20 protein-coding genes are annotated in these 23967 nt (G+C 36.2%); 8 read left to right on the top strand and 12 right to left on the bottom strand.

Features of this window, described 5'->3' with window-relative positions; translation table 11 throughout:
* Nucleotides 1–87: 87 nt before the first annotated feature.
* Nucleotides 88–606, top strand: coding sequence for a hypothetical protein (locus LKL37_RS00365; RefSeq protein WP_431608612.1), 519 nt, complete (start codon nucleotides 88–90; stop codon nucleotides 604–606).
* A gap of 190 nt (nucleotides 607–796) precedes the next feature.
* On the opposite strand, the gene LKL37_RS00360 is transcribed toward LKL37_RS00365, so the two are convergent.
* The gene (locus tag LKL37_RS00360) at nucleotides 797–2386 is read right to left on the bottom strand and encodes an ABC-F family ATP-binding cassette domain-containing protein (RefSeq protein ID WP_431608611.1); all 1590 of its coding nucleotides are present in this window, start codon (nucleotides 2384–2386) and stop codon (nucleotides 797–799) included.
* Nucleotides 2387–2775: 389 nt separating this feature from the next.
* On the opposite strand from LKL37_RS00360, the gene LKL37_RS00355 reads away from it, so the two are divergent.
* From LKL37_RS00355 to LKL37_RS00340, 4 genes are all read left to right on the top strand, one after another.
* Nucleotides 2776–3330, top strand: coding sequence for a phosphoribosyltransferase (locus tag LKL37_RS00355; RefSeq protein WP_431608610.1), 555 nt, complete (start codon nucleotides 2776–2778; stop codon nucleotides 3328–3330).
* A gap of 153 nt (nucleotides 3331–3483) precedes the next feature.
* Nucleotides 3484–4062 carry an adenylate kinase gene (locus LKL37_RS00350; RefSeq protein WP_047374143.1) on the top strand — a complete coding sequence of 193 codons (579 nt, stop codon included), beginning with the start codon at nucleotides 3484–3486 and terminating at the stop codon, nucleotides 4060–4062.
* A 63-nt stretch (nucleotides 4063–4125) separates the two neighbouring features.
* Nucleotides 4126–5109, top strand: coding sequence for a GTPase ObgE (gene obgE, locus LKL37_RS00345; protein ID WP_431608609.1), 984 nt, complete (start codon nucleotides 4126–4128; stop codon nucleotides 5107–5109).
* Nucleotides 5110–5461: 352 nt separating this feature from the next.
* On the top strand, nucleotides 5462–5953 hold the full coding sequence (locus tag LKL37_RS00340; RefSeq protein WP_431608608.1) for a DUF6438 domain-containing protein: 492 nt from the start codon (nucleotides 5462–5464) through the stop codon (nucleotides 5951–5953).
* A 76-nt stretch (nucleotides 5954–6029) separates the two neighbouring features.
* On the opposite strand, the gene LKL37_RS00335 is transcribed toward LKL37_RS00340, so the two are convergent.
* From LKL37_RS00335 to LKL37_RS00320, 4 genes are all read right to left on the bottom strand, one after another.
* A complete protein-coding gene (locus LKL37_RS00335) occupies nucleotides 6030–7832 on the bottom strand; it encodes a 3-coathanger stack domain-containing protein (RefSeq protein ID WP_431608607.1) in 1803 nt (600 codons plus the stop codon).
* Nucleotides 7833–7845: 13 nt separating this feature from the next.
* On the bottom strand, nucleotides 7846–8997 hold the full coding sequence (locus tag LKL37_RS00330) for a hypothetical protein (RefSeq protein ID WP_431608606.1): 1152 nt from the start codon (nucleotides 8995–8997) through the stop codon (nucleotides 7846–7848).
* A gap of 154 nt (nucleotides 8998–9151) precedes the next feature.
* Nucleotides 9152–10825: a T9SS type A sorting domain-containing protein gene (locus LKL37_RS00325; RefSeq protein WP_431608605.1), complete on the bottom strand. Its 1674-nt coding sequence runs from the start codon at nucleotides 10823–10825 to the stop codon at nucleotides 9152–9154.
* Nucleotides 10826–10844: 19 nt separating this feature from the next.
* Nucleotides 10845–12020 (bottom strand): hypothetical protein, encoded by a 1176-nt coding sequence (locus LKL37_RS00320; protein WP_431608604.1) that lies wholly within the window; start codon nucleotides 12018–12020, stop codon nucleotides 10845–10847.
* Nucleotides 12021–12618: 598 nt separating this feature from the next.
* Here LKL37_RS00320 and LKL37_RS00315 point away from each other — a divergent pair.
* Entirely contained in the window at nucleotides 12619–13923 is a 1305-nt protein-coding gene (locus LKL37_RS00315) for a DEAD/DEAH box helicase (RefSeq protein WP_431608603.1), read from the top strand.
* Between the two features lie 58 nt (nucleotides 13924–13981).
* Here LKL37_RS00315 and LKL37_RS00310 read toward each other — a convergent pair whose 3' ends face one another.
* The 7 genes from LKL37_RS00310 to LKL37_RS00280 form a co-directional block, all read right to left on the bottom strand.
* On the bottom strand, nucleotides 13982–14746 hold the full coding sequence (locus LKL37_RS00310; protein ID WP_431608602.1) for a TatD family hydrolase: 765 nt from the start codon (nucleotides 14744–14746) through the stop codon (nucleotides 13982–13984).
* A 5-nt stretch (nucleotides 14747–14751) separates the two neighbouring features.
* The gene (locus tag LKL37_RS00305; protein WP_431608601.1) at nucleotides 14752–15279 is read right to left on the bottom strand and encodes a DUF4269 domain-containing protein; all 528 of its coding nucleotides are present in this window, start codon (nucleotides 15277–15279) and stop codon (nucleotides 14752–14754) included.
* Nucleotides 15280–16230, bottom strand: a complete 951-nt coding sequence (locus LKL37_RS00300) for a GSCFA domain-containing protein (RefSeq protein WP_431608600.1) — start codon at nucleotides 16228–16230, stop codon at nucleotides 15280–15282. It abuts the gene before it with no gap.
* 76 nt (nucleotides 16231–16306) lie between these two features.
* Nucleotides 16307–17278, bottom strand: coding sequence for a polyprenyl synthetase family protein (locus LKL37_RS00295; protein ID WP_047374128.1), 972 nt, complete (start codon nucleotides 17276–17278; stop codon nucleotides 16307–16309).
* A gap of 102 nt (nucleotides 17279–17380) precedes the next feature.
* Nucleotides 17381–18523, bottom strand: a complete 1143-nt coding sequence (locus LKL37_RS00290; protein WP_431608599.1) for an inorganic phosphate transporter — start codon at nucleotides 18521–18523, stop codon at nucleotides 17381–17383.
* A 13-nt stretch (nucleotides 18524–18536) separates the two neighbouring features.
* The gene (locus LKL37_RS00285; RefSeq protein ID WP_065393534.1) at nucleotides 18537–19175 is read right to left on the bottom strand and encodes a DUF47 domain-containing protein; all 639 of its coding nucleotides are present in this window, start codon (nucleotides 19173–19175) and stop codon (nucleotides 18537–18539) included.
* Between the two features lie 151 nt (nucleotides 19176–19326).
* Nucleotides 19327–21033 carry a DEAD/DEAH box helicase gene (locus LKL37_RS00280; protein ID WP_431608598.1) on the bottom strand — a complete coding sequence of 569 codons (1707 nt, stop codon included), beginning with the start codon at nucleotides 21031–21033 and terminating at the stop codon, nucleotides 19327–19329.
* A gap of 227 nt (nucleotides 21034–21260) precedes the next feature.
* Between LKL37_RS00280 and LKL37_RS00275 the strand changes: the two genes are divergently transcribed.
* Nucleotides 21261–22571 (top strand): TolC family protein, encoded by a 1311-nt coding sequence (locus LKL37_RS00275; RefSeq protein ID WP_431608597.1) that lies wholly within the window; start codon nucleotides 21261–21263, stop codon nucleotides 22569–22571.
* A 3-nt stretch (nucleotides 22572–22574) separates the two neighbouring features.
* Complete coding sequence (locus LKL37_RS00270; protein ID WP_431608596.1) at nucleotides 22575–23837, top strand: efflux RND transporter periplasmic adaptor subunit; 1263 nt, start codon at nucleotides 22575–22577, stop codon at nucleotides 23835–23837.
* Nucleotides 23838–23967 lie beyond the last annotated feature (130 nt).

The raw sequence follows: 23967 nt of genomic DNA, 5'->3' as shown, positions 1-23967 counted from the left end.
TTTCGCTGATCGTGCAGATTTAGCAGATTTATAAATAATCAAAAGGAATTACTATTTTAGGACACTGGAAAATCAAAATCAATCACCGTGACTATTGAAGAACTTATAAAAGACAAGACTGTAAAATCCAAAGAAAAGGTAGATATTATAAGCAAATGGATTATTGATGCATCTTTACCTACTGATGAACTGATTGCTTTCGCTGAAAAATCAAAAGATCCTGTAAAAGCGACCTGCATTGAAGCTTTGGAATATGCTACAAAACAAAATCCAAACCTTGCAGATGAAACCGTATTTGCATTTGTCACTCAAATGCTTACCGAAAAACCGCCCAGAATAAAATGGGAAAGTGCCAAAGTGATAGGCAATACATCACATTTATTCACTGAAAATCTGGATCAGGCCATTGCTAATTTATTCGGTAATACAGAACATGAAGGAACTGTGGTACGCTGGAGCGCTGCATTTGCACTGGGAGAAATTTTAAAGTTGAAGACTAAGCATAATACGACTCTGCTTCCTGCTCTTGAAAGCATCAGTGAGAAAGAAGAGAGAAACAGTATCAAAAAGATTTACCTGCATGCGATTAAGAAAACGAAGAAATAATTTTTAAAATTCATAGAAAATAAAATCCCGGAAATTGATTTCCGGGATTTTTTATGATAAGTTTTGGCTAAAGCCCGCCCCTATTGAATACCATTTACATTATACATTAGCAGAAAATAAATAATCAGCATTTCGCAGAAACCTCATCATATTTAGATTCCTACGGAATGACAAAGTATGAATATAGTTCTTATTCCAATAAAACCTCACTGCTCACCTCGATCTCATCCAGAAAAACTTCATCGTGGGAAATCACCAGAAGGGTTCCATGATAGCCTTTGATAGAATTGGTGAGAATTTCTACATTCTGCAGATCGAGGTTATTTGTAGGTTCATCAAGGATAATTATATCTGGAGCCTTATTGCTGATGGAAAGACCACAAAGAAGTAGTCGCAAACGCTCTCCTCCACTTAACATACCACATTTTTTATCCCATGTATCTTTACCAAACAAAAATCTGGACAGTAATGTTTTCACTTCGGATTCCTGCAATGAGCTGTCATTGAAAGTCTGTACAAAATCATACAGGGTCGAATCATTATCAATCAGAGAATATTCCTGATCAATATAGATACTGTTGAATTCTGCCCTGCTTATTTTTCCTTCGGAAGGTTTAAAATTCCCTAACAGAAGCTTTATCAGTGTGGTTTTCCCGGAACCGTTTGAACCTTTAATACAAATTCTATCTCCGCTTCGCAACTCAAGATTAAGATTTTCTTTCCAGAGTTTTTCCTTTCCATAATTAAAATTAATATGCTCAGCCGCAACAAGAATCTTCCCTGAATGCAGATTGGAATCATTAAAATTAACTTTCATCTGTTCGGAATTCTTTAAAGAAGAACGTAAGTCTCTCAAGTCGCCTGAAATTCCGCTGATTTTCTCCGCATGTATACTTTTCAGTTTTGAACTGTTTTTTTCAGCATTATTCCGGAGGGTATTCATCATAATCCTCGCTACTCCGGATTTTTCCTGTTTTCCTTTCCCTCTTGCATCCAGCTTTTGCTTTCTTTCTAATGTTTCCCGTTCTTTTTCTTTTGCTTTTTTCAGAGCTCTTTCTTTGGAATGAATATCATTATGTAAAGCTTCCTCCTCCACTTCTTTCTGTTCTGCATAGAAATCGTAGTTTCCCCCATAGGTTGCGACTCCCTGATTACTTAATTCGAATATGGTATCAACAAGATTGAGCAAAATCCTGTCATGACTTACAATAACAACTGTCGCATTTGTTTTGTCAATAAGATCATACAACAGCTTCCTCCCTTCAAGATCAAGATGATTAGTCGGTTCATCCAATATGATGATTTCAGGATGATTGATCTGAATTCCGGCAAGAAAAACTTTGGTCTTCTGCCCGCCGCTCAAGGCTTCCAGCTTTTGAGTTAATTCAAAATTTTCAAGTCCCCAATGTTCCAAAGCATGCTGACATCGCTCCTCAATGTCCCAGTCGTCATTGAGCGTTTCAAAATAAATTTCATCCACCTCTCCGTTGGTGATTTTTTGAAGCGCATGTAATTTCTGATCTATTTTCAGAGATTCTGCAATGGTAAGATGATTACAATTTCCGAACATCTGGGGAACATAAAAAATATCACCAAGGATATTTATATTGCCCTCTAAAGGTTGTATTTCGTCCGCGATCATTTTCAGCAGGGTTGATTTTCCCATGCCGTTACTTCCCACCAAAGCAGATTTGGTTTGAGACTGTATTGTTAAATTGATATGATTAAATAGAAGATTTCCTCCCGGAAACCCAAAGGATATATTTTGCAGTAAAATCATGATTTCTTTCTTAATAATGGTTGAACACCAGCAACATCTTCGTTACTGTTTTTATTGAATCTGAAAGAAATTACATCCTACATGCCTGTATTTTTGGGTTTTGAAAGAACAAAGATAGTCATTTTCTGGAATATTGATTTTTCATCACTAGTCAAGACATTTATCATCCTCTTCTTATTCCTACATTTCAAACAGTTGCTTTTTTAAACTGTTTCCGGCATCCTTTTTTTGGGGCTGTCACTTTCAAAAGCTTATGCTTATTATTATTTAAACAGACTTCATCATCCTGTTCAATTCTACGATCCCGAAACCACCAAACTTTCAAACTGATAAAAACAGGAAAGTATTTTAATCAAAAATCCGTAACTTTGCCTCCTACTAAAAATTTTATGGAAAGCATTAAAGTTCACGACAAAACTTTCGTTCCTTATTTAAAGGATGCCGAAATTCAGGAAATTGTAAAAGAGACAGCGTTAAGAATTTATGAAGATTACAAGGATGAGGTTCCTGTTTTCATTGGTGTTTTAAATGGGGTGGTGATGTTCTTCTCAGATCTTTTAAAATATTACCCGGGGGAATGCGAAATTGCCTTCATTCAAATGAGCTCTTATGTAGGAACTGAATCTACAGGGATTGTTTATCAGAAAATGGAGCTTACTAAAGACGTAAGAGACCGTCATATTATTATTGTTGAAGATATTGTAGATACAGGAAATACGGTTGAAAGTCTTTTCAAATATTTCACAGAAACACAACGTCCTAAATCTGTAAAACTGGCTAGTTTCCTATTGAAACCAGAGATCTACAAGAAAGATTTTAAACTGGATTATATCGGAAAGGAAATTCCTAACAAGTTTGTACTTGGATACGGACTGGATTACGATGAATTGGGAAGAAACCTTCCAAATTTATATCAGTTGGAAGACGGACAAATCAACCATTAAACGCTGTTGGCTATTAGCTGATAGCTTTTAGCTTAAAAATTATATAAAGAAATAAATTTAATAATAACTTAAAAAAGCTGAAAGCAAAAGAGCAAACGGCCAAAAGCCAGGAGCCAGAAGCAAAATGCCAATTGCCCAAAGCGTATCAACATTATGATAAACATTGTTCTGTTCGGCCCTCCAGGAAGTGGAAAAGGAACACAAGCTCAGAATCTAATCGAAAAATTCAATTTAAAACAGGTTTCAACAGGTGATCTTTTCAGATACAATATGAAAAATGACACTGAACTTGGAAAATTGGCTAAGTCATATATCGATAAGGGAGAATTGGTTCCGGATCAGGTAACAACAGATATGCTGATCGACGAGATCAAAAAACCTACTGATACCAACGGTTTTATTTTTGACGGATACCCAAGAACAACTGCTCAGACAGAAGCTTTGGAGACAATCGTTAAAGAAGTACTGAATGACGATATTGACATCTGTCTTTCATTGGTAGTAGAGGACAAAATTTTGGTTGAAAGACTTCTGAAAAGAGGTGAAACCAGCGGAAGATCAGACGACAGCAATGTAGAGATCATCGAAAACAGAATTAAAGAATATTATACTAAAACAGCAGAAGTTGCCGAGCTTTATAAGCAGCAGGGTAAATATGTAGAGGTAAACGGTGTTGGAGAAATTGATGAGATTTCCCAAAAACTTTTCGCTGAAGTAGAGAAAATTAAATAATCGGGATACGGGTGCGGGATAGGAAATTTCGTCCCGTAGCCTGTAACTCGCAACACAAACTATATGTCTAACTTTGTAGATTACGTAAAGATCCATTGTAAAAGCGGACACGGAGGTGCTGGTTCTGCCCACCTTCGCCGTGAAAAGTATATTCCTAAAGGTGGTCCTGACGGTGGCGACGGAGGTCGTGGCGGACACGTCATCATGAGAGGAAATGCTAATGAATGGACTTTGCTTCCACTCCGATACACCCGTCACATAAAAGCAGAACGAGGTGAAAACGGAGCTAAAAACCAGCTGACAGGAGCTGACGGTTCTGATATTTATATTGATGTTCCTATTGGGACTATCGCTAAAAATGAAGAAGGTGAAATTATCGGAGAAATCCTTGATGACAAACAGGAAATCATTTTGATGCAGGGGGGAAAAGGCGGAAAAGGAAACGAACATTTCAAATCCTCTACCAATCAGACTCCAAGATATGCTCAGCCCGGAATGGATGGCGAAGAAGGCTATGTTGTCTTCGAACTTAAAATTTTGGCCGATGTAGGACTTGTTGGGTTTCCAAACGCTGGAAAATCTACACTTTTAGCATCTGTTTCTGCAGCAAAACCAAAAATTGCTAATTACGCTTTTACCACGTTGACTCCTAACCTTGGGATTGTAGATTACAGAAATTACAAATCATTTGTAATGGCTGATATTCCCGGGATTATTGAAGGAGCAGCAGAAGGAAAAGGCTTAGGACACAGATTCCTGAGACATATTGAAAGAAACTCTATCCTTTTATTCTTAATTCCGGCAGATTCTGAAAATCATTTCCAGGAGTTTAAAATTCTTGAAAATGAGCTGAAGGAGTATAATCCTGAACTTTTGGATAAAGATTTCATTATTTCCGTTTCAAAATCTGATCTTTTGGATGATGAGCTGAAAAAAGAAATTGCAGCAGAGTTCCCTGAAAACAAACAGCCTCTGTTCTTCTCAGGTGTTACCGGAGAAGGCCTTATGGAACTGAAAGATGCTATCTGGAAACAATTGCACGGATAGAAATACATTGATTCACGAGTTTTATTTTTGAAAAATGGAACTGCATCATAAAAAAACAGCCTTAGATTTTCTCTGAGGCTGTTTTTATTTATAAAATTAACCGTATTTTTCTACCATTCAATATTTTAAACCATTAAGAATAAATTTAAGAAATAAAGTATAGTTAAGTAAATCATGCTGATTTTTAATCATAAAGCGAGGCCCATCTTCATATTCTTAACACCTTAATACCATCTTAATGGTTCAAATACAAGGTTAAGCAGGCTTTCTATTTTATATTTAACATAAAAGGAAAAGAAGATTTTATGTTTTGGAACAATTATTGGGAGACTCTCTGAAATTGAAAAAAACTATGAAATATTTGCTAGCTATTTGTGCTTTTGTGTTTTTAACCTCCTGTACAACTTCTCAAAAAGTAAATTCAAAATATACTAAAATTGAGTACGAAGCTACTCCATGTTTTGGATTCTGTCCTGTTTTTAAAATGACAATCAGTCCGGACAGAACTGCCGTTTTTGAAGCAGAACACTTTAATTTTAATGATAAACCTTCAAAGGATGAATTTTCCAAACCACGTGAAGGAACTTTCAAGGGAACCATCAAAGAAGAAGATTATAATAAATTAATCAGTTTGCTGGATGGTTTAAATGTAAAAGGTTTAAATGACAAATATGGCAAACACAATATTACTGACCTTCCAACCTCTTATTTAAGAATCAAATTCGCTGACGGAACTTCAAAAAATGTAGAAGATTATGGAAAACGCGGAAGCGAAAAGCTTTCGGAGGTATATCAGTTTTTTGAAAACCTAAGAAAGAATCAGCAATGGACTAAAGTGAAATAGTTGTGCTAAATAATAAAATGGCTGCCTGATGGGCAGCCATTTTTATTTTATTGAACTTATTGTTTAATAAGTGGATTTACTGAACAATAAGTTTCTTAGAAATACTTGTTCCTTTATCCAACTTAATAATTAGCAAATAAGAGGTCTTTGGCAGCTTCTCTACCGGAATATCTAATCCATTTCCGCTCAATACCGCTCTGCCTGAAAGATCATATAAAACCCATCCGGTAACTTTGTTATTCCCAGAATCTATTTTAACAATAGTAGAAGCCGGGTTAGGATAAATCTTTACTTCAGAAAAAGCTGGAGCCACTGCTGCTTTGGCAAAGCTAGAATTCATATTATTAGTATTACCTTCTCTATTCAAGTTTGCTATACTACATGGGCTTATATAAGCTTTGAAAATACCATTATCTTTGCCATTTACAAAAAATCCAGGTAATAAACTTACGTTCTTTCCGGCTTTATAATTTATGGTAAGATTGTCATTAATTTTTGATGAAGCGAAAATTGACTTACCTGCCTGATAAGTTTGTGAAGAAGTCACCGGCGTTGTTATAGTTAAGACATCTGGACAAGGACTAACAGCATCCTCTGAAGAAGGAATCAACTGGGGGAAAGAAAACCCGTTCATAGTTCCCTTCTGCGGAGATATTAGTGTAACAGGATTTACACTGGTATTCCATATATTGGGAGTCTTAATTACACCCCAATCATAAGAATCAGTATTTCCCAATTTAACAATTTCAGTTTTATCTATTGGATCATAATTAAGTTTAATAGCCTGAATAAGATAAATTTTGCCATTCTTAGCTCTCTGTAATGATGCAGAAGCTCCTCTTAAAATAAATGGATAATCAAACCCTGAATTGGGACCATTATTGGTATACCCTACAAGCTGCCCTGTAGAAATGTTATACATCGCCATTCCTGCATCTGTATTCGCGGCACTGCAAAGACAAGTTGTTGAAATAGTGAAATAGACAATATTACTGTCTGAAGAAAACTCTGCACTATTGACATAATCAGCGTTATCAATGTATATTACATTTGGAGAATTCGGAGCTATATTGAACTGATTGGTAATACTTCCTGACGCATTATTAAAATCATATAAAAAGACACCGTTGCTAGGCCAGCCTTTACTTATCCTTGTCAATAATTTCTTACTATCAGGCGAAATTTTAAAGAAATTTCCGTACGAAGGGGCAGGACTTATTACAGGAGTTGTATTCAAACCACTGGAATCCAATCTATAAGATAGAAAATTTCCATTATTAGCTGTTACAATCCAATATGAATTTCCATCGCTGGCTACCGTAGAAGTTAGTGCATTAGTCCCTGAATCTGTAAATAACATTCCCTTTGAAACGACTTTACCTAAACCTCCGTTAAAGGATAAATCCACAACAGCATAACCAAAACCATAGTTACTTGGAGTATTAGAGGTACTAGTCAGGAAGTTTTCATCATCATTAGGCTTTCTATTTCCATTGATAAAGAATACATAATATTTCGTAGAAGAGCCAGGTAACGGGACAATAATTGACGATTGATCAGAAGGGTTTCCTCTCAACTGATAAACCCAATTTACATTGGCAGGTCCAAACAGATGATCTCCATCCTGCATTATCGCACTATTTTTATTATAAACAGAATAACCATTTGAAAAAAAGAGCAATTCACCTGTATTTTTATCATTAATTACCGACGCGCCATATCTTATATACGGGCTTAAATTTGTTGTATGTACAAAACCATTGGTAGCAGCATTGTCAAAATGCCATTTATTATTGCCAAACAGCCAGTTATCATTTTCCCTCTGAGAAAACAAAAACAAGGGTATAACCAATATAAAAACTATATAAAATCGTTTCATATATTTATTTTTATTATTTCACTTTTTGCTCAAGAGCTTCTATTCTTCTTTGCTGTTCAAGGGTATACAGGGTCAGTTCTTCAATCTTTTTAAGCAAAAGAATGTTCATTTCCTTCAGCTCTATTCCATTTTTGATGGCCTCTTCCGTTGTAGGAACTTCTGGCAGATGTCCATTTTTATTGATAAACTGCTCTACTTCTTTCAGCGGCATTAGCTTGTAATCTTTTTCAAAAACATAATCTGCCCATCCATTATTGGCCGCAATATCTACTTTTACTTTTTCTGTTTTGATTCCGTCTTTTACAAACAATTTGTATTTTTCTCCATCTGCTGCAATTCCATCAGCCGGAAGTAGAGTTGTAAACTGACCAATCCCAATAGTTCCGTTAGTTCCAATGATCCAATTCCCAATATTCAGCTCATTATCTACAAATGTCGAAGTCGCTTTTACCGTAGAACCAATAAAGATATTATTTTGACCCTGAGATAAGTTATCTGCGGTGTGTGTTCCAATAGCAATATTATTAGTTCCATTACTCATGGATTGCATTGCTCTTTTTCCTACTGAAACGTTATTAATTCCATTCATAAGGTTTGCCATCGAACCAGCTCCTACAGCTGTATTTGCAGCTACATTATCCGTTGTTACAGCATTATAACGAGCCAGTGCCGCTGATCCCAATGCTGTATTCTCAGTCATCGTTCCAAATCCATTCAATGAATTTGATCCCAGTGCGGTATTTGAGTTTCCAGCCATCCCATTTATCATAGCGTTGCTGCCGATGGCTGTATTGGAGCCTCCAGTTGTAATGGCCCTACCTGAATTGGAGCCAATAGCCGTGTTTGCTACACCTGTTGTATTATTGATCAGAGAGCCAAGCCCTACAGAAGTATTGGCTTTACCTGTTGTAATTTCGTTACCGCCTCCTAAGAACAAGTTATTATCCCATCCTAAGCTTGTATCAATATTCTGGAAAATAATTCTTCCTTTAGGGGTAAGTTTCATCCATTCCACATTATTTGTCTTAAATACAAGAGATTGATTATCTGTAGTTCCGATGAAATTTGAAACCGAATTCGTTCCTGCATTACCAGAAAGATTCCATGATTGTGCATGTGCCGTTAAACCGAAAACAGCAGCAAGTAAAATGATTGTTTTTTTCATAATTATTTTTTTGATGTTTTAATACCAATTCGGTAAATATCAAATGATTTAGTTTTGTTGTTATCCTATTTATGCAAATCACAGCGTTCCGAATATTCCTGCTGTAAAAATGTGATTGTATAAAAGGAGAAGCATTTATACCTCTCTTTTTATCTTATTTTATAATAATTTTCTTTGTCACTTTTTCCCCTTTTCCCAAAGTAACATTAAGTGCGTAAGCTCCTTTTATCATGGATTTTACATCGATAGTATTACCATTTCCCTTAAGCACCATTTTTCCTGAAAGATCATACAGCTCCCAGGTAACAACTTGATCATTAGTCTGAATTTTGATAAAGTCTGAAGCAGGATTCGGATAAACATTCACCACATCCTGAACATCATTTTTATCTCTTAAATCTAAAGTTAATGAAATCCTTTGCTGATTTTTCTCAACCTGTTTTCGGCTCTCTGGTATATCAGATTGGCAGGGAGCAATTTTAGCAAGAAGATCAGAACCTGCTTTAATACTTGTATTGGGTAAAAAATTAATAAAATTATTAGCCTTCATTACAATTGATTGATTGCTGGCATCGGTCGTGTAATTATTAGAAGTAATGATATAGTTACTTGCGGCATAGACAACTCCCGGGTACGTTTCCGGGTTTTGTAATACATGCTCCATGATACATTCTGAACCCCATTGGGTGGAGAAAAATAACTGCTGTGGTAATCCCAGGTACGTCTTTTTTCCCTCCAGATAGACCGCATCCACATTGACACTACTTCCACCATACACATTCGGATTATTAATTTTGCTCAAATAAGGCTTAGCCATATTACTCAGATAAATATCATCATATTTATTCCTCTGTATTCCAAAAAATTCTACATTCTGAGCTCCGGAAAATATTTCATTGTATACGGGAGTAGTAGTAGTAGAAGCTTCGATATTGACAGCGTATACCTTCTTATTCCCCAGATACAATATTTTCCCATTTGCACTAAATTCAGAACTATATGAAGCGTTTGTATTGACAAGCAATGAAAAGTGGTTGGTAATTTTCCCGGTCAAGCTATCAAAAGAAAAAACTTTGTTAGTATTTCCATTCAAAGAGTTAAACAAATTAAGAGAAAGGTAATGAGAAAACCCCGCATTAGTATTAACTTTTGGAGAACCTTTTATTCCAAAATAATCATAATCAGCGAGTGGATTTGATAGCCCTAAACTACTCACTACAGGAACAGGGGTAAATCCAGTTCCTAATAACCTGTAACTAAGCAAATTATTTCCACTAGGAATCAGAATCCAGAATGTCCGGGAGTCTGCATGCATTACAGCCGTAATAGCTTCCGTTTTTATTTTATTTCCGTCAGGATCAAGTATTGGAATATTTCTGGTCACTACTTTTCCAAGCGGTTTTCCATCGATGCCAATACTTCCCAGAGTCATATCAACCACACTATAGGTAGCATAAAAGCCTGGTAAATCTATCATACCCGCATCAAATATATAATATAGATTACGATTTCTAGGACTTCTAACAATCACAAGTTGTTCAGCAGAATCGTGACCTTTTAATCCGGCACCATTCAGCATAATCTGATGTTCTCTGTTATAAACATCAGCACCATTGGTATAGAACAGAAGCTTTCCGGATCCGTCACTTGCTGTTCCGGTAGCTTCATGTGCAAACATCTGACTATCGGTAAGAACTGCGGGGGTGGATCCTGCAAAATTGATTCCTGCATAATAACCAAAATACCAGTTATCATTTTCTCTTCCCTGAGCGAGTATCACTCCCGTACCCAAGATCAGCATGCATAGTATAAGTATTTTTGTCTTCATAGATCAATCTCTTTAATGATTATTTAGACAAATTAACTTGCTTTTTCAACACTTCAATTTCTTCTTTCTGAGCTTTTAATTCCTTATTCTGATCGATTAAATGTAAAGTAAGTTCCTCAATCTTTTTAAGCAAAAGAATGTTCATTTCTTTAAGTTCTATTCCATTTTTAATAGCTTCTTCTGTTGTAGGAACTTCTGGCAGATGTCCATTTTTATCAATAAATTTAGCTAGGTCATTCAATGACATCAGCTTATAATCTTTTTCAAAAACATAATCTGCCCATCCATTATTGGCTGCAATATCTACTTTTATTTTTTCTGTTTTGATTCCGTCTTTTACAAACAACTTGTATTTTTCCCCATCTGCTGCAATTCCATCAGCAGGCAACTGGGAAGTGAACTGGCCGATTCCTATAGTACCATTGTTTCCTACAATCCAGTTTCCAATATTCAGTTCATTTTGGGGAGCAGTTGTATTATAAGGTGTTATATAGTTTCCTATGAAAATATTATTACTCCCCGAGGTAATTAATTTAGCATTAGAAAATCCCAGATTTATATTATTAGATCCATTTACGATGGACCTGAAAGATTCTCCGCCTATAACCGTATTATTGTTTCCATTATTAATGTACCTTAATGCACTTACTCCCAGCGCTACATTAAAATTACCTGTCAAAGAACCTGATGCCATTGCGGCATGCCCTATTCCGACATTGTAATCTCCTGTTTTAAAAGACTCCAGAGCATTCATTCCCAGAGCTGTATTACTATTGCCGGATAGAGTACCTCTCATTGAATTAAATCCTATAGCCACATTCATGGTTCCATTAGTAAATAATGACAATGCATTCGTTCCCACTGCTGTATTCCCTCCCCCTTCTGCAAGCTGAGTAAGGGCACCCATTCCAAATACGGCATTATTGGCAGTAGTTGTAACATCCATTCCACCGCCGAAGAATAAATTTTTATCCCAGATCTGTCCTGCGGCTGTTACACCGTGAAAAATAAATCTTCCTTCCGTAGTGATTCTCATTTTTTCAGCATTATTGGTTTTAAAGATTAATGACTGATTGTCCGTTGTTCCGATAAAGTTAGTGGTTGAATTGGTTCCTGTATTTCCAGTAAGATTCCAGGATTGCGCGCTCGCTTGGATACCTGCAACAACTGCAAGTAAAATGATTGTTTTTTTCATGTTTAATAGTTTTATAAAAATTAATAGTAAAAACTGATCCGGCAAACTGCCAGATCTTTTATGATTATAGTTTTATGATATATAGATTCTCCTATTTCAAACATTTGAAAACTCAGAAAGGATTGTTTCACCTTTGTTGAGAGGGCAAATATTTTTCAGCCGAAGCAAGAGCTTTGGCTGATCTTTTAATAAGATAAAAAAGTCTATGAAGTAGGTTTCTGGAATTGCACTTAGACTTCTGGTAACCCCCATAATGGGATACTCGTTTCCAAGCCTGCAGCAGGCAGGTAAAATGATTGTTTGTTCATGATTTTAGCTTTGATTCAAATATAGCTGATAAATATTCTCTCTATATTATACAATTCTTCCAAAACCTTACATATTTACAGTGTATTTTTTCAACAAAACTATATTTGAAGAAAATCCACTAAAAGAGGTTCTTAATAATTTTCCAAAAGCAGTCCAGACGTTTTTACCCTCCAGATAAATTAAGCTGTTTAAAGTGATAAAAAAATTCTTAATTTTTTTTAAACTACCTTTGCAGAATGTAATTCTTTCAGACTGAAGGAATTTTTATTTAAATTTTAAAATAATTCATTTGAATTTTACAGACTTAAACTTAATAGAACCTATTGCAAAAGCGATCCAGGAGCAGGGATACACGACTCCTACTCCTATCCAGGAAAGATCGATCCCTGACATCTTAGAAGGCAGAGACTTTTTAGGTTGTGCGCAGACAGGAACTGGAAAAACGGCAGCTTTTTCCATCCCTATTCTACAGAATTTATCCAAAAATAAAATTCCCAATAAACATATAAAAGCATTAATCCTTACGCCAACCAGAGAGCTGGCCATTCAGATTGAGGAAAACATTAATGCTTACGGTAAATATCTTCCATTAAAACAACTTGTTATTTTCGGAGGAGTAAAACAAGGAAGCCAGGAGGCTGCTTTAAGAAAAGGAGTTGATATTCTGGTAGCAACACCGGGAAGACTTCTGGACTTTATTGCTCAGGGAATTATCAGCCTGAAAAATCTTGAGATCTTTGTTCTGGATGAAGCAGACAGAATGCTGGATATGGGTTTTGTACATGATGTAAAAAGAATCATTAAACTTTTACCTCAGAGAAGACAGACTTTATTTTTCTCAGCAACCATGCCGACTGAAATTCAGAAGCTGGCTAATTCTATCCTTAATAATCCTGTAAAAGTAGAGGTTACTCCCGTTTCTTCTACGGCAGATACCATCAAACAATCTGTATATTTTGTTGAAAAGGATAATAAACTAAATTTATTAACCCACATTCTTGAAAATGATATTTCAGATTCGGTACTGGTATTTTCAAGAACGAAGCATGGTGCGGATAAGATTTCAAGAAAACTTCAGAAAGATAATATCTCTGCTGAGGCTATTCATGGGAACAAATCTCAGAATGCGAGACAAAATGCTTTGAATAACTTTAAATCCGGAAAAACAAGAGTTCTTGTCGCTACGGATATTGCAGCAAGAGGAATTGATATTGACGAATTGAAATTTGTGATCAATTTTGAGCTTTCCGATGTTTCTGAAACGTATGTACACAGAATCGGAAGAACAGGAAGAGCCGGAGCTGAAGGTAATTCTATCTCTTTTGTAGACGGACTTGACCTTTTGAATTTAAAGAATACTGAAAAACTGATTGGCAAGAAAATCCCGGTCATCAAAGATCATCCGTTCCATACTGATAATCTTGTTGCCCAGAAAAGGGATTCTAATAATAAGCCTATGCATGCAGGTGGTGAAAAACCTAAAACAGGCAACAATAATAATTCAAGGCCGAATAACAACCGTAAAAAACCTTCTGCGGGAGCTTCGGTAGGGTTTAAAAAGCCTAAGAACAAGAATTTCACAAGAAAGAAATAAAAAACAAACCCCTTTTCAACATTGGAAAGGGGTTTTTATTTATCTTAAAATTACTGTTTTACTGTTTAAAAAGATTCTTTGCATTCTCTGTCGTGATGCGGTCTATCTCAGAAAAATCTTTTCCATAGATATTCACCAGTTTTCCGGCTACCAGATCGAGATACGAGCTTTCGTTTCTCTTTCCTCTGTGCGGAACAGGAGCCAGATAAGGAGAGTCTGTTTCCAGAACAATTTTCTCCAGAGGAATTTCGTTCAGAAACTGATCTATTTTCCCATTTTTGAAGGTCACTACACCACCGATTCCTAAAATAAAATTAAGGTCAATAGCATGCTGTGCCTGTTCCAGATTTCCGGAAAAGCAATGGAAAATACCTCTCAGCTTCGGATGTTTTTTCCTTTCCAAAACTTCAAATGTCTCATCAAAACTTTCTCTCGTATGAATTACGATCGGAAGGTCTTTTTCAATCGCCCAGTCAATCTGCTGTTCGAAAGCTTTCACCTGAATATCAAGTGTTGTTTTATCCCAATACAGGTCAATTCCGATCTCTCCAATTGCTGGAAAGGGTCTCTGATCAAGGTAATTCTTCACGATTTCAAGTTCTTTTTCCCAAGATTCCGGTTTTACGTAACAAGGGTGTAATCCCATCATTGAAAAAATCTGTCCCGGATATTCTGTTTCCAGCTGCAGCATTTTCTCGTGAGATTCTGAGTCGATAGCGGGAAGGTAAAATTCTGTAATTCCTTTATCCAAAGCTCTCTGAATAGCTTCTTTTCTGTCTTCATCAAATTCTTCCGCGTATAAATGTGTATGTGTATCAATCATTTTATTTAAAATTTCAATAGATCTTCGTAAGGATTTTCAAGTCCCAGCAACATTCCGAAGGCGGGTTCTGTCTTTATTCCCTGTTTTTTAAGTTCTATTATTTTTTGTTTAAATTCTTCTCCTTTTTCCTGTAATATTTTGTATTCGGCTATCATATGAAGATAGGCGTTCTGCTGTGTCGTAGGCTTATTCTGTCCAAAAATCTCAATGGGAAAATCTTCCAGCATAAAGTTTAATGTAATGCATTTTTCGCCATTGATGATCGGATATTCAACTTTCGTTTCCACATCGTAAGGAATAAGCTTGCTGAACATTATTTCATCTAAAAAATCTTCTTCAAATCTTAAATCCACCTCACAAATAATATCCAGATCACTTCCTTCAATATCAATTTCAATAGGAATTGTTCCAGCCAAAACAGGAAAATAATTACTTAATTTTTCAAAAATACGATGCTTTGTCAGGACTCCATAAGCTCTTCTTTGTCTTTCGTTTCCGTCTTTCAGATAGTCAATTCTGGTGAAATCGAGCATTTAAAATATTTTATGTTTTACCTTTTTACGCTGCGCTTCAATTCTTTGATCCAGTTTTTCTCTGAATTCGATAAACTTCGGATCTTTCTTATCACTGGTCTTATGTTCCAGAGCTTTAACGATCTTAAAATTTTCTTTGATAAAATCCTGAGTCTCTTCTGAAAAATAAGATTTTCCAAATTTTTCAAAAATATAATTAACAGCCTGAGTACTTGGGTGAATCATATCTTCCTTATAGAAACGGTAATCCCGAAGATCATCCATTAAAATTTCATAAACAGGCAGATAGTGACAGTCTTCAAACATTGAAATAGACTCATGAATGGCTGTAATCAGCTTAGATTTGCTTAACTGATTTTCTACCATTCCATCCTTTGTATGCCTTACAGGTGAAACGGTAAACAGAATCTGTACTCCTTCTTTACAAATATCTTTAAGATCCAGAATAGTCTGGTAAATTGAACTTGTCAATTCCTGATGGGAAAGCAGTCTTTTCTCAAAAAACTTTTGTGGAATCTTGTGACAGTTGGCCACCAGCTTTTTCTTAGGAAGAAATTCATAGATAAATGAAGATCCGTAAGTGATAATGATCCAGTCAGCTTCCTGAAGAAAAGCATTCCCTGCTTCAATGGCTCCATTAATCTTATCTAAAGTCTGATGAATATAACGGGTATCAAAACTGGTGTGGTGATCCAGAGAAATATATTCTTCATTGTAGGTAATCAGCTCCTCTTCCTCATAAAATGCAGAATCATGTAATCTGTTTACCGCATAATTGATGGAAAAGGGATTGAAAATAGTCCCGAAAGGATTATTAAGGGTCTGAAGTTGTCCGTCTTGGAGTAAATCCGTCATTTCAGAGGCAAAACATGAACCTATTGAAAATATTTTATCTTCAATTTCAATCTTCTTTTCTGATGCGGGAATATCAACTTCTGTTCTGAATTTCATTGTATAGGGGTTAGGTTGCAGAAAATAGGTTGCAGGTAAATTGCTGCTACCTGCCACCTACCCTCTGCTACCTATATTAACTTTCTCTTCTCAACAAATAATTGGCCAGTTCGATAAAAGGTTTTTTCTTTTCTTCCGGAACATCTATTTTCTGAAGATAGCTTTGTCCGATTTCATTATGTTTTTCAATCAGACGTAATGCTTTTTCATCCACTTTTGTTCTTCTGAAAATCTTTTCTACTCCATACACTTTATCAACATTTTCAGTTTTTTTAGAGTACCAGTAATCCAATTCTTTTCTTTCTTCATCAGTAGCATGTTCTCTTGCCAGCAGATATAGAACCGTTTTCTTGTTTTCGTAAATATCTCCGGCATGTTTTTTTCCAAACTGTGCCTGATCTCCGAATACATCAAGATAATCATCCATAATCTGGAATGCAATTCCGATATGTTTTCCGAAATTAAAAATAGCTTTAGCATCTTTAAAATCAGCTCTTGCAATCAAAGCTCCGATCTCAAATGAAGAAGCACTCAAAACCCCTGTTTTATAGGTAATCATTCTGATATAATCATCAAAAGTAACATCTTTCTGAGTTTCAAAATTGATATCATACTGCTGTCCTTCACATAGCAGAAGCCCGGTATGGGTAAATATTCTGATACAAGCTTTGAAGATTTCAGGTTCAAGATCTTCAAAAAACTTATAGGCTTTCAGCATCAGTCCGTCTCCGGAAAGAATTCCTACGTTAAGACCGTGTAAAGTATGAATAGTTGGCTTGTTTCTTCTTAGTGGAGCTTCATCCATAATATCATCATGGATAAGCGTAAAATTATGGAAAAACTCGATAGCCAATGCCGGTTTGATTGCTTGCTTAAGATCTCCTCCAAACATTTCACATGCCATTAAAACCATAATGGGACGAAGACGTTTTCCACCATGGGAAATAATATAATTCATCGGGTCATACAGCTCCGAAGGTTTATCTTTAAAAGTATATTTAGTGATGGCATCTGCAACAATCTGCTGGTATCTGTCTAAAAATTCCATAAAATCTTATAATTTGAACAAAAATACGATTTTTCAGGGCTTTATAAAACAAAAAACTTTGCCCAAACGGACAAAGTTTATATAAATATATGATTTGTTTTTTTAGAAAAGGAAGGTTACCATAAGATAGGTAATTGCTGCCACTATTGCAGAGATTGGAATGGTTAGAACCCAAGCCCAAAGTAAGCTCACTGTGATCCCCCATCTTACTGCTGAAATTCTTTTTGTTAATCCCACCCCGATGATAGAACCTGTAATCGTATGGGTAGTAGATACAGGAATACCAAAGTGGTCTGTGATGAATAAGGTAATAGCACCTGCAGTTTCTGCACTTACTCCTTCTAATGAAGTTACTTTCGTAATCTTCGTTCCCATTGTTTTGATGATCTTCCAACCACCGCTCATTGTACCTAAAGCAATGGCAATAAATGATACTAAAGGAACCCAGATATAGTGCTGTGCAAAATAATCAAAACGTCCTGCAGAAGGAATATTCAAATACTGCGCATCCTGAAGCATATTAACGTGATAATAAATTACCGCTGCTCCAATGATACCCATTACTTTCTGAGCATCATTCAAACCGTGCCCTAAGCTGAACAGTGCAGATGAAGCCAGCTGCAATCTTTTGAAAGATTTGTCTGCTTTGTGTGGATTTGATTTTTTATAAAGATGTACAATAATCAATGTGATAATGATGGAGATAATCATCCCTATAATCGGTGCCATGAAGATGAACAGGAAGATAGGAATAACTTTATCAAACTTTACCACCCCCTGATGAGTTACCTGGCTGAAAGCTTCTTTAGTGGTTTCCCACATCCCAAGCTCTGGCTGAGCTGCAGCCACAGCATGATAATCCATCATGAAAGCATGCATAAGAGCTGCTCCTAAGAAACCTCCAATCAGCGTATGTGATGATGATGAAGGGATCCCGAACCACCATGTCAAAAGATTCCATGCAATGGCAGCGATAAGGCCGGAAAATATAACTTCAAGAGTAATAAAATTCTCGTTAACTGTTTTGGCAATTGTATTACCAATTTTGAATTCTCCAATGATGTAAGCAGCAATAAAGAAAGCTGCAAAGTTCCAAAGCGCCGCCCAAAGTACAGCCTGGAATGGAGTTAAAACTTTTGTAGAAACTATAGTTGCAATTGAGTTGGCAGCATCATGGAAACCATTGATATAATCGAAGATCAGAGCCAGCGCAATAATAACTATAAGTAAAATCGGAAATTCCATTTTTTGCTATGTATTAGGCGTATTTAATCATGATGTTCTCAATTGTATTGGCAACATCTTCTGCTTTGTCTGTTACAATTTCAAGGTAGTTCAATACAGATGAAACTTTAATAATGTTGATCGCATCATTAGTTTCAAATAATTCTACCATTGAATTGGAAAGCAAATCGTCTGCAATATTCTCAATAGAGTTCACCTTAATACAAGCTTCTTTCACCTGTTCCATATTTTTGAACCCTTTAAGGTTTTTCATAGCATTCTGAATTTCAAGACATGCTTTGTGGATCAATAAAGAGAAGTCTGAATAAGCCTTCATCTCAGGTGATTTGTAAAGGAAAATATATTTTGTGGAAGCGTAGATATAGTCAGCAATATCATCCAGTCCTGTTGCCAATGTGTGGATATCCTCACGGTCAAAAGGTGTAATGAAGTTTTTTCCTAGTTCTACGAAAATTTCGTGAGTAAGTTCATCATTCTTATGCTCGAAGTCGCTCATTTTTTTCAGCATTGAATCGTCGTTAAGATCGAAATCTTTGATTCCTGCGTTGAATTCTTCTGACATTGCAACTAGATTTTCAGTTACTTTTTCGAACAGTACAAAGAAGATTTTATCTTTTGGTTGAAAAGCGTGGAAAATATTACCAATTCCCATTATTTAGTATTTATAATTCGAGTGCAAATTTCTTAAAAAAGGATCGCACGTGAAACTATATGACATTAAGTTTTGTTAACATTAGCTTAACAGCTGATTATCAAATAAAAAAACCGGTCTTAAGACCGGTTCTATATGTAATTTATGAGATTTAGTTGGCTACTTCAGCTCTCATATCTTTTCCTTTGAATTTCATCGACTGAATATTGCTCAAGACATTGTCTTTAAACGATTTTTCAACTTCGAAGAAAGAGAATTTCTCAAGGATTTCGATATCACCGATTTCAGCTCTTTTCTTGCTTTTTCCATCAGCAGTAGCTTTATTGATAATATCTAGAACATCAAGTTTCTTCAGGTGGTCTTTTTTTCCAAGATTAAAGAAGAATCTTACCATACTTTCATCTTTTCTTCTTGGTTTTCCACCACGATCTCTGTCTCTTCCGCGATCTCTGTCTCTGTTATCTCTATCACGTCCTCTATCTCTGTCTCTATCACGTCCACGGTCTCTTCTTGAGAAATCATCATCTCTGCTGCTAAATTTCTGTTCAGCAAGATCGTGTTTGTCTTTGTAATATAAAGCAAGATCCTTCAATTGGAACTGTAGCAGCTGGTGCACCAATTCTTCTTTTGTAAAGTTGCTCAGATCCGGGATTAAACTGTCATCAAATTCAAAAAGATCTTCGTGCTCCGTCAATAATTTTTCGAATACACCTCCTACCTGAGCTTTGATAATATCTTCACCTGTAGGAATAAATTTCTCGTTGATTTCAATTTTTGTTGCAGATTTGATCTGTTTCAGCTTTCTGCTTTCTTCCGGCTTGATTAAAGCCATAGAAATACCATCTTTTCCAGCTCTACCTGTTCTTCCGCTTCTGTGAACGAATACTTCAGGGTCATCTGGTAAAGAGAAGTGAATAACGTGAGTAAGAGAGTTTACATCCAATCCTCTTGCTGCAACGTCAGTCGCTACAAGAATATCAATGTTTTTCAATCTGAATTTCTTCATTACCGTATCTCTCTGCGCTTGAGAAAGATCACCATGAAGAGCATCAGCTGCATATCCGTTCTGCATCAAGAAATCAGCTACCTCCTGAGTTTCCATTCTCGTTCTACAGAAGATAATGGAATACTGGTTAGGGTTAGCATCAATTAATCTTTTTAATGCTTCTTTTTTCTGACGGTACCCTACTACATAGTATTCGTGAGTAATGTTCTTCTTCACTTCGTTGATAGAACCTACTGAAATACGATGTGGTTTTGTAAGGTAATTTTTGGAAATTCTTTCCACTTCTTTATTCATCGTTGCTGAGAATAAGAAAGTTTGTTTCGTTTCCGGAGTTTCGCTTAGAATGGTTTCCAATTCGTCTTTGAATCCCATAGAAAGCATTTCATCAGCTTCGTCTAATACTAACCAATGAATAGCAGAAAAGTCTAATGCTTTTCTGTTGATAAGATCAATTACTCTTCCCGGAGTTCCCACAATGATTTGTGGTTTGTCCTTCAAAGATCTCATCTGCTCTACAATACTACTTCCACCATAAACCGCAGTTGTCTTGATGTCTTTCATATACTTAGAGTAATTCTTTATGTCCTTCGAAATCTGAAGACATAATTCCCGTGTCGGACAAAGCACCAATAATTGGATTTTGCGACTCGTATCGTCAATCATATCCAAAATCGGAAGCGAAAACGCTGCTGTTTTGCCTGTCCCTGTCTGCGCAAGTGCGATCAAGTCGCGAATATCTGAAAGAATAAAAGGGATAGTCTGTTTTTGGATTTCTGTTGGGCTTTCGTAGCCCAGTTCGCCAATTGCCTTAAGGATATCAGGACTTAAATTGGTTTCCGTAAATAAATTCATTAACTATTTTAAAATTTTTGCAAAGATACAATAAATATTTGATTTGTTTTTGAATAAATTTTTAAATATCCAAACTTAAATTCACAATCCTTTAATATATTTTTAATTTTTGGAAAATTAAATCCAAAAAAACAAGCGTTAGGTTAAAAAGTTGTTAAACATTATTTTTTTTTATTAAATTGGATTGATTTTTTCTGTGTTATTTATGAATTTTCAAAAATAAAGCCATGAAAAGCAAATTTTTCTTTTTGATATTCTCATGCATAGTCGTTGAAATATTTGCCCAAATTCCGAATTATCCATCCGCCTGGACACTGGAAAATTGTATTGAATACGCAAAAGAGAATAATATTTCCATTAATTCTCTCAGACTTTCAAAAAATTCTGCCCAGCAGGATCTCCTTCAGGCAAAAGATGCAAAATATCCCAACTTGAGCGGAACTGTTTCACAGGGACTTTTTGCGCTTAATGGAAGTGACGGACTTCATATGACCGGTGCACAATCCCAAAGTATAGGAGCCAATTCTTCTATGACGCTGTATCATGCCAACTATATCAAAAACAATGAAACCTCAAAGAATCTCCTTGTACAGATGGCCGATCTCTCTGTACGGGAATCCGAAAACAATATCACCCTGAATATCACTCAGGCCTACCTCAATATTCTGATGAACCAGGAAAACATCGTTTCTCTGGAAAATGTTCTGAAGACTACACAAACTCAATTAAAACAAGGTGATCAGCTGTATAAAGCAGGAAGTCTTTCCAAATTAAATTATCTTCAGATCCAGTCACAGGTTGCCCAGGATCAGTATAATCTTACAGCAGCCCAAAACAACCTGCGAACCAATACGGTTAATTTAAAACAAATCCTGCAACTGCCTTCGAATTATGATTTTCAGGTTGTAAAACCCGACAGCATCATGGTTGATGATCAATTGAAACCTTTGCAGGATGTCCAGAGTCTGGCGCAAAACCAACGTCCGGAAGTAAAATACAGTGAACTGAATGTAGAAAATTCCAACACCAATCTGAAAATGGCGAAAGCATCCATTCAACCCACTTTAAGCGTGGTTGGAAATATTTCCACCAACTATTCCAACGGAAACGGAAATTATTTTAACCAGCTCGGAAACAACTTTTACATGCCCATTGGATTAAGCCTTGGAATTCCGATTTATAACAACAGAATCTATAAAACACAGATTGAGAAATCAAAAATTGCCATAGAACAAGCTAATCTCGATTTACAAAACACCAAAACGGTACTGAATCAACAGGTAGAACAGTCATACATCAACCTTCAGAATGCATTATCCCAATACGATTCTGCTTTTAAACAAATGGACATCAGCAAACAAAGTTATGACATCGTCAATGCACAGATGAAGCTCGGAAGTATTGATTATGTACAGCTTCAGCAGCAGAGATTGCTTTATATACAATCCATCCTGAATTATCTGCAGGCCAAATACACTGCAGTTCTCAATAAACAGATCTACGAATTTTATGCAGGTAACCCTATAAATCTAAAGTAAACTATGAAAACAAAGAATAAAAAATGGTTGTACTGGGTTGTGGGCGGCATCATTGTAATAGGTGCGGCTTGGTTCTTCTTCATCAGAGAAAAAGAAATCAAAATCCAGCTGGAAACGGTAAAACCTGAAATGGGAGAAATTTCAAATTCTATTACGGCTACCGGAACCATTCAGCCTGTAGATACTGTTGCAGTGGGTACTCAGGTATCGGGAATCATTAAAAATATTTATGTGGATTTCAATTCTACCGTGAAAAAAGGAGAATTGCTGGCTACTTTAGATCCAGACCTGCTTCAGTATCAATCACAGCAGATTAAAGCCAACCTGCAGAATGCAAAAAGTAATCTTGCCTACAACGAAATTAATATCAACAGACAGTCTCAACTGTATAAAGTAGGAGCTATCAGTAAAGCAGATTATGACGTTGCCACCAATCAGTACAATGCAGCAAAAGCTCAGGTAAGTTCGGTAACAGCCCAGCTTTCCACCGCCAACAAAAACCTCTCTCTTACCAATATTTATTCTCCTATTGACGGAACGATACTCAACAGAAATGTAAGCGAAGGACAGACAGTAGCATCAAGCTTCAGTACTCCTACCCTGTTCAGTATCGCCAAGGATCTTACCAAAATGAGAGTGCGTGCCTCGGTGGATGAAGCGGATATCGGGAATGTAAAAGTAGGTCAGAAAGCCACATTTACAGTGGATGCTTTTCCGGATGAGACTTTTGACGGTCAGGTTTCAGAGGTTCGTCTGCACCCTACCGTTTCATCAAATGTGGTGAATTATACAACCATCATCAATGCTGATAATTCCAGTTTAAAACTAAAGCCGGGAATGACAGCCAATATTACAATTTACACTCAGGTTTTAAACAATATCATGAAAATTCCTGTGCCGGCTACCAGTTTCAGACCAGACAGTCTGGTGATCAAAAAATACAAAGTAAATTCTCCTTTTGCCAATGGTAAGAAACATGAAAAAGGACAATGGAAAACGCAAAATAAAGGCGCTGAAAACAAAAATGAATCTGCAGTCTGGGTAATCGCAAAAGACAGTACGATTTCCCGCAAAAAGATAAAAACAGGACTGGATAATGACACTGAAATACAGATTGTTTCAGGGCTAAATAAAAATGACAATATCATTACCGGCTATAAAGTTTTATCAAAAAAATCTTCTGGTGGACAGGCTAAAAGCCCATTCATGCCTCAAAGAAGAGGTGGTGGAAACAACAAAAACAATGGCGGCGGTGGACCAAGATAACAGAAGTCTGGATATTAATCTTACCGTTTCCATCAACAAAACAACCAGCAACTAGCAACTAGCAACTAGCAACTAGCAACTAGCAACTAGCAACTAGCAACTAGCAACTAGCAACTAGCAACTAGCAACT

Source organism: Chryseobacterium sp. 'Rf worker isolate 10' (assembly GCF_050753305.1).
Classification (GTDB): Bacteria; Bacteroidota; Bacteroidia; order Flavobacteriales; family Weeksellaceae; genus Chryseobacterium.
The sequence above is the reverse complement of the archived record's forward strand: the minus strand, read 5'-3'. Positions and strand labels throughout refer to the sequence as shown.